Source organism: Aliivibrio sifiae (assembly GCF_002954715.1).
Lineage (GTDB): Bacteria > Pseudomonadota > Gammaproteobacteria > Enterobacterales > Vibrionaceae > Aliivibrio > Aliivibrio sifiae.
Genome location: NZ_MSCP01000003.1, coordinates 215,000 through 221,548 on the forward strand (window position 1 = coordinate 215,000; position 6,549 = coordinate 221,548).

Annotated in this window: 5 protein-coding genes and 1 pseudogene; 2 read left to right on the top strand and 4 right to left on the bottom strand. The window is 41.3% G+C overall.

Annotated features, from left to right (window positions below; all coding sequences use genetic code 11):
- Window positions 1–400: 400 nt before the first annotated feature.
- Window positions 401–1,720, bottom strand: a pseudogene (gene envZ / locus BTO23_RS19405) (two-component system sensor histidine kinase EnvZ); the annotation flags it as partial.
- Between the two features lie 381 nt (window positions 1,721–2,101).
- Window positions 2,102–2,818, bottom strand: a complete 717-nt coding sequence (ompR, locus tag BTO23_RS19410; protein ID WP_060993367.1) for an osmolarity response regulator transcription factor OmpR — start codon at window positions 2,816–2,818, stop codon at window positions 2,102–2,104.
- Window positions 2,819–3,024: 206 nt separating this feature from the next.
- Here ompR and BTO23_RS19415 point away from each other — a divergent pair, with 206 nt between their 5' ends.
- Entirely contained in the window at window positions 3,025–3,765 is a 741-nt protein-coding gene (locus BTO23_RS19415) for a ParA family protein (protein WP_061004966.1), read from the top strand.
- A 21-nt stretch (window positions 3,766–3,786) separates the two neighbouring features.
- On the opposite strand, the gene pyrE is transcribed toward BTO23_RS19415, so the two are convergent.
- Window positions 3,787–4,428, bottom strand: a complete 642-nt coding sequence (gene pyrE / locus BTO23_RS19420; protein WP_060993369.1) for an orotate phosphoribosyltransferase — start codon at window positions 4,426–4,428, stop codon at window positions 3,787–3,789.
- Window positions 4,429–4,732: 304 nt separating this feature from the next.
- Window positions 4,733–5,449 (bottom strand): ribonuclease PH, encoded by a 717-nt coding sequence (gene rph, locus BTO23_RS19425; RefSeq protein ID WP_061004968.1) that lies wholly within the window; start codon window positions 5,447–5,449, stop codon window positions 4,733–4,735.
- Between the two features lie 171 nt (window positions 5,450–5,620).
- Between rph and BTO23_RS19430 the strand changes: the two genes are divergently transcribed.
- Window positions 5,621–6,484 (top strand): YicC/YloC family endoribonuclease, encoded by an 864-nt coding sequence (locus tag BTO23_RS19430; RefSeq protein WP_105064371.1) that lies wholly within the window; start codon window positions 5,621–5,623, stop codon window positions 6,482–6,484.
- The last annotated feature ends 65 nt before the right edge of the window (window positions 6,485–6,549 follow it).

Consider the following 6,549-nt stretch of genomic DNA (forward strand, 5'->3'; position numbering starts at 1 on the left):
AACAAAAAAGACCGCAGATGATTATCGTCTGCGGTCTTTTTTATGTTTGGGTGGTGCAGAGTTCAGATCGCTTCGCTGGCAGAATTCAGAGGTAGGTGTTGTTATTACAACGACAAAGAATGGTTCTCCCCCTTTATCGCCATTGCTATGAGATCGATATAGTCAATCTAAGGGGGAGTTAGAGGGGGGTTGGTTATATTGTATTTACACTATTCAGATAAATTCAAATTCATCATTTACAACCCCTCCTAGCCTCCCCTTATATTAACAATTACTATCGAGTCACATTAACGAAAAAGGGGAGGAACTGTATTGTGAACGCTGAAATAACAACGATCACCACTGAATCCTGCAAGGGAGCTTACGACCGATCTGAACCCTGATCTCTGGCTCTTCCTCTTTATTTCCCTAACGGCAATTCAACCTGAACTTTCAACCCACCTTCTCGACGGTTCGACAAGATCACTTCACCTTGATGCTGGCCAACAATACGCTTCACTATCGCCAAACCTAATCCTGTACCTTCACTTCCTCGGGCGGTATCTCCACGAGTAAAAGGTTCGAAGACAGATTCTAGCTGTGCTTCATCGATACCGGGACCATTGTCTTCAATAATTACCCATGCAGTTTTACGATCAGCAGATACTCTTGTCGTAACTGAGATTAAATCACCACCATAACGAATCGCATTAACGACTAAATTAGTAATAACTCGTTTTATCGCGATCCCATTACCATGGATAGGTTTTGGTATATCCACCAAGTTGGTTTTAATCTCTCGTTCATAACCACCCTCAGATAAAATTACTTCATTAACAATGGTATTAATATCAACATCAATAAAGTCTTGTTTCGCAACAGGCTTTAAATAATCCATAAATTGACCGATGATCTCATTACACTCTTCAGTGTCTTTAATCATGCTTTCTGCAAGATAATCATCTTGAGGCGACATCATTTCTGTAGCCAAACGAATACGAGTTAATGGGGTTCGAATATCATGACTGACCCCTGCCATTAATAATGCTCGATCTTGCTCTAACTGCTGAATACCTTTGGCCATTTGATTAAAAGCTCGGGTTACGGCTTGAATCTCTGATGCCCCTCTTTCTGGTAATGGGTCTGGAATTTCACCTTTACCCACTTTACGAGCAGCAGTTTGCAGCGCCATTAACGGTCTATTTTGAATCCGTATAAATGCCCATCCACCAAGAATCACGAGTAAGGCGATAATTAAACTATTTCTAAACAAGGGAGCAAAATCTTCTTCTTGCAATTCAGAAAGAGGGATCCGCATATAGTATTCAGGCATCGCATCACTCTTCATCCACAGAACATAGCTGTCTGCTCCCAAAATTAAACGAACCTCTGTAGGTGAATCTAATTCTTGAGTCATCTCTTCACTCAAAAAGGCGATTGGGCTTGCTTGGTAATACTCTCTTAGTTCTGGATCATCTTCCGAATGAATGCTCACACCTAACTGTTCTAATAACTGGCGACGTAAAGGTTGGCCTAAATGCACATTTTTACCATCTTCAAGCGTGACGTCTTCCGCCAGCATCAAGCGTACTTCATAAGCTAAAATCCGATTAAACTGCTGTAAACTTGGTAATAATGCATAGTTAAAAACAGCAAGATAAGAGAATATTTGGCTAGCGATAAGAAGTGATGCGAGGAGTAATAGAGTTCTGGCGAAGGTACTTTTCATAGGAGTTCTCTGTTTAGTGGTAAATTTGAAGAGAGTTAGAGGCTATACGCTGCGTTAACTAGAAACTATAACAGCGACAAAGAAAGGTTCTCCCCCTTTGTCACGATTACAATGAGAGCGACATTGTTGATACAAGGGGGAGTTAGAGGGGGTTGGTTGTATTGTATTTACATTGTTCAGATAAACTCAACATCATCATTTACAACCCCTCCTATCTTCCCCTTATATCAACTGTGATTACCAAGTAACATTAGTGAACAAGGGGAGGAACGGTATTTTGTGCGCTTCAATCACAACGATCACTTCTGAACTCTGCCTTCGTTCCCCTAAACCCTTCAGGACGAAGTCCGTCCTCGAGCGAAGCGTCCTTCAGTAACTTGTTGCGTCCTGCTCTTACTCTGCACCATCCGGCACAAACACATAACCTAATCCCCACACCGTTTGAATATAACGTGGACGACTTGGATCTTCTTCAATCATACGACGAAGACGAGAAATTTGAACATCGATAGAGCGTTCCATTGCTGAATACTCACGGCCACGCGCCATATTCATCAACTTATCACGTGACATAGGTTCACGCATATTGGTTACTAATGATTTAAGTACCGCAAATTCACCCGATGTTAATGGCATAGGCTCTTCGTTGCGGAACATTTCACGCGTACCTAAATTTAGACGGAACTCACCAAACTCAACCATTTTATCTTCAGCACTTGGTGCTCCTGGTGCTTCAATAACTTGACGACGAAGAACGGCACGAATACGAGCTAACAGTTCACGCGGGTTAAATGGCTTCGGTAAATAATCATCCGCACCCACTTCTAAACCAACAATACGATCAATCTCATCGCCTTTTGCTGTCAGCATTAAAATTGGCAGCATATTATTATTACTACGCAAACGACGGCAGATAGATAATCCATCTTCGCCTGGTAACATTAAGTCCAAGACCATTAGGTGGAACGTTTCTCGTGCTAACAGACGATCCATTTGTTCGCTATTGGCAACACTACGAACTTGGAAGCCTTGCTCTGATAAATAACGCTCTAATAAAGAACGAAGACGAGCATCATCATCAACAACTAAAATCTTATGGTTTTCTTGCATGGGCTTAACCTCAATATATGTCTTATTTCAGTTTACTCATAAGTGAGAGCAAAAGAAGAACTATTTCATGAAAAATGAGAGGTGAAATTGTTACTTTTTATGTAACCACATCAAATTTTATCATTAATAATCTGTTCAAACTCGATTTGCATGGCATATTGATTGCTTAGATAACAATATTATCAATGAGTATAGATGAGTCGCCAATGTTAGTTGGATATAAACGAGCACAATGTAAAAAGGTTCTAGTCATCAACCGTAAAGGTGGCGCAGGCAAATCAACCTTTGCAATTGCAATGGCGTCTTTCTATGCCCATCAAAATGTTAAAACCGAAATCATCGACCTTGATCCTCAAGGCACTAGCCATTTTTGGGGTGATAAAACGGACAATGTGAGAACGACTAAATTTTTGCCCTCTTCTAACGTGCCTTTTTCTTTGGCATTACGATTAGAAGCTGATACTCGAATTACCGTGATAGATTCGCCCTCTAATTTCAGTCAATTTGAGATGGAAAAATACATCTCAATGGTGGATAAGATCATTTTCCCGGTTCAGCCATCACCAATTGATGTACATTCAATGCTAGGGTTTATTAAAGACCTCATTAAATCACCGGCTTTTAGACAAAATAAAGTTGAGCTTGCGTTTGTTATTACTCGCTGTAAAGAAAATAAACAGGGAACAGAATTTATACACAAAGTATTGCAGCACATGAAATACCCATTGTTAGGGTCCATGTCTGAAGATCAAGCCTATCAGAATATGTTTTCTGAAAAAAACAGCTTTTTAATTAGTCATCCTGAGCTAGATAAAGAACTTTGGGGAAGAATGAAACAATGGCTTGATGTCGATATGACGCAACCATCAACACAAGATTCAGAAACAAAAAAAATGGTTACCCCAAAGGCAACCACTTATCGTTCATTACTTAAAAAGCGCTATTAACACACGGGTTTTAATCTGAAGTTAGATACCAAACTCTGCACGGTACGCTTTTACCGCTTCTAGTTGCTCAGCGTTGTCGCCTTTATCTTCTAAAAAAGAGATTAAGTCAGTTAAGCTTACGATTGAAATAATTGAACAACCAAAATCACGCTCTACTTCTTGAATCGCAGATAATTCGCCCTTGCCTTTTTCTTGGCGATCAATCGCAACAAGAACACCAGCAAGATCAGCACCATTCGCTTGAATAATTTCCATTGATTCACGAATCGCAGTTCCTGCCGTGATCACGTCATCCACTAACATGATTCGACCTTCAAGTGCGCTACCGACTAAATTACCACCTTCACCGTGATCTTTTGCTTCTTTACGATTAAAGCAGTATGGCTTATCTGTGTCGTGGTGATCAGCCAATGCAACTGCTGTCGTTGTTGCAATTGGAATACCTTTGTACGCAGGGCCAAATAGCACATCGTAATCAATACCTGAATCGGCCAATGCTGCTGCGTAAAAGCGACCTAAACGCGCGAGATCACGACCGGTATTAAATAAGCCAGCGTTGAAAAAATATGGGCTTTTACGGCCAGACTTTAAAGTAAACTCACCAAATTTTAGTACTTCTTTCTCAAGGGCAAATTCAATAAACTCACGCTGGTATGCTTTCATTTTCATTCTCTCTTTTTGGTTAATAATTTATAACTTTCAAATTGGTAAGAGCAGGTTTCAGGTCGCTACGCTTACAGGGTTCAGGGGTGAATGTTGTTATCATAGCGACAAAGAATAGTTCTCCCCCTTATATTGGCATTGAAAACCAAGTCACATTTGTGAACAAGGGGAGGAACAGTATTGTGAACACTGCAATAACAACGATCGCCCCTGAACTCAGCAAGGGAGCTTGCGACCGATCTGAACTCTGATCTTAAAATACATAAAAAAATAGCCCCTGAATCAGGAGCCATTAAAAAATCAATTATTCGGCCAACGCCGCTTTCTGCTTCTCAATGATATCATTGATTCCCTGTTGCGCCAGAGCCAGCATATCTAACAATTCTTGATGAGAGAACGGCGCTTCTTCTGCCGTGCCCTGCACTTCAATCATCTTACCGTCTTCCATCATTACGACGTTCATATCGGTATCGGCTGCTGAGTCTTCTAAATACTCAAGGTCACAAATCGCTTCGCCGTTGTAGATACCAACAGAAACCGCAGCAACATGGCCTTTCATTGGGTTTGTTTTTAACTTACCCGATGCAATCATGTGGTTGATAGCATCTGCTAATGCAACACTTGCGCCTGTGATAGAAGCAGTACGTGTACCGCCATCTGCTTGGATAACATCACAATCGACCGTGATCATTTGCTCACCTAACGCTTCTAGGTCAACAGCTGCACGTAGGCTACGAGCGATCAGACGTTGGATTTCCATCGTACGACCACCTTGCTTACCACTTGCCGCTTCACGACGGTTACGTGTGTGCGTTGCGCGAGGTAGCATACCGTATTCAGCCGTTACCCAACCTTTACCTTTGCCTTTTAACCAGCGAGGAACATTTTCTTCAACACTTGCAGTACAAATTACTTTTGTATTACCAAATTCAACTAATACAGAACCTTCTGCGTGTGCAGTAAAGTTACGAGTAAGAGTAATTGGACGGACTTGCTGAGCTGTTCTTCCGCTAGGACGCATGGCAGATACCTTGATTATGACAAATTGTCGGCGATTATACCGAACTCCCATAATAAAGCATAGCGCCGTTTCTTTCATCGACTCTACTTACTTCCTAAAGCGCTTATCTGCTATAGTATGCCCAATATTTTTATTCATCATCCTTCCTATTGATGATTTGAGGACGCTTACATGATCTACAGTATGACAGCTTACGCACGCCGTGAAGTAAAAGGCGATTGGGGAACAGCTGTGTGGGAAATCCGCTCAGTAAACCAACGCTATTTAGAAACGTATTTCCGCATGCCAGAACAATTCCGTGGTTTAGAACCTGTATTACGTGAGCGTTTCCGTAAGCGTCTTGCTCGCGGTAAAGTAGAATGTCACTTACGCTTTGAAGCAAACAATGCAGCAAGCAGTGAATTAAGAATCAATGAAGATCTAGCTCGCCAAGTAATTAAAGCAGCGCAGTGGGTAAAAACTAAATCTGGCGAAGGTGGTATTAACCCTTTCCAAGTTCTTCAGTGGCAAGGTGTGATGGAAGCGCCTGAGCAAGATTTCGATTCAATCAATAAAGAACTATTGGCAGAATTTGAACTGGCTGTGAATGATTTCGTTGAAGCACGTGCAAGCGAAGGCGAAAACATGAAAGCACTGATCGTTCAGCGTTTAGATGCTATTACAGAAGAAGCGGCAAAAGTTCGTGCTCGTATGCCTGAGATTTTAGAATGGCAACGTAACCGTCTTCTAACTAAATTTGAAGATGCGAAAATTGAATTAGATTCTTCTCGTGTTGAGCAAGAACTTATTCTTCTAGCTCAAAAATCTGACGTAGCTGAAGAGCTTGATCGTTTAGATTCACACGTAAAAGAAACAACCAATGTCATGAAGAAAGGCGGCGCTTGTGGCCGAAAACTGGATTTCATGATGCAAGAGTTTAACCGTGAAGCAAATACGCTAGCGTCTAAATCTATCAGCACTGATGTAACTGCATCTGGCGTTGAGCTTAAAGTACTTATCGAACAAATGCGTGAGCAAATTCAGAACATCGAATAATCGTTTTTGATTGTTAACCATTAAAAGGCCTCATTGATGTAATCAACGAGGCCTTTTTGTTTATC

What these genes read in the sequence shown, in the direction of transcription:
- BTO23_RS19430 (WP_105064371.1), top strand. Translation starts at nt 5,621, where the DNA reads ATGATCTACAGTATGACAGCTTACGCACGCCGTGAAGTAAAAGGCGAT.
- ompR (WP_060993367.1), bottom strand. Translation starts at nt 2,818, where the DNA reads ATGCAAGAAAACCATAAGATTTTAGTTGTTGATGATGATGCTCGTCTT.
- pyrE (WP_060993369.1), bottom strand. Translation starts at nt 4,428, where the DNA reads ATGAAAGCATACCAGCGTGAGTTTATTGAATTTGCCCTTGAGAAAGAA.
- BTO23_RS19415 (WP_061004966.1), top strand. Translation starts at nt 3,025, where the DNA reads ATGTTAGTTGGATATAAACGAGCACAATGTAAAAAGGTTCTAGTCATC.
- rph (WP_061004968.1), bottom strand. Translation starts at nt 5,449, where the DNA reads ATGCGTCCTAGCGGAAGAACAGCTCAGCAAGTCCGTCCAATTACTCTT.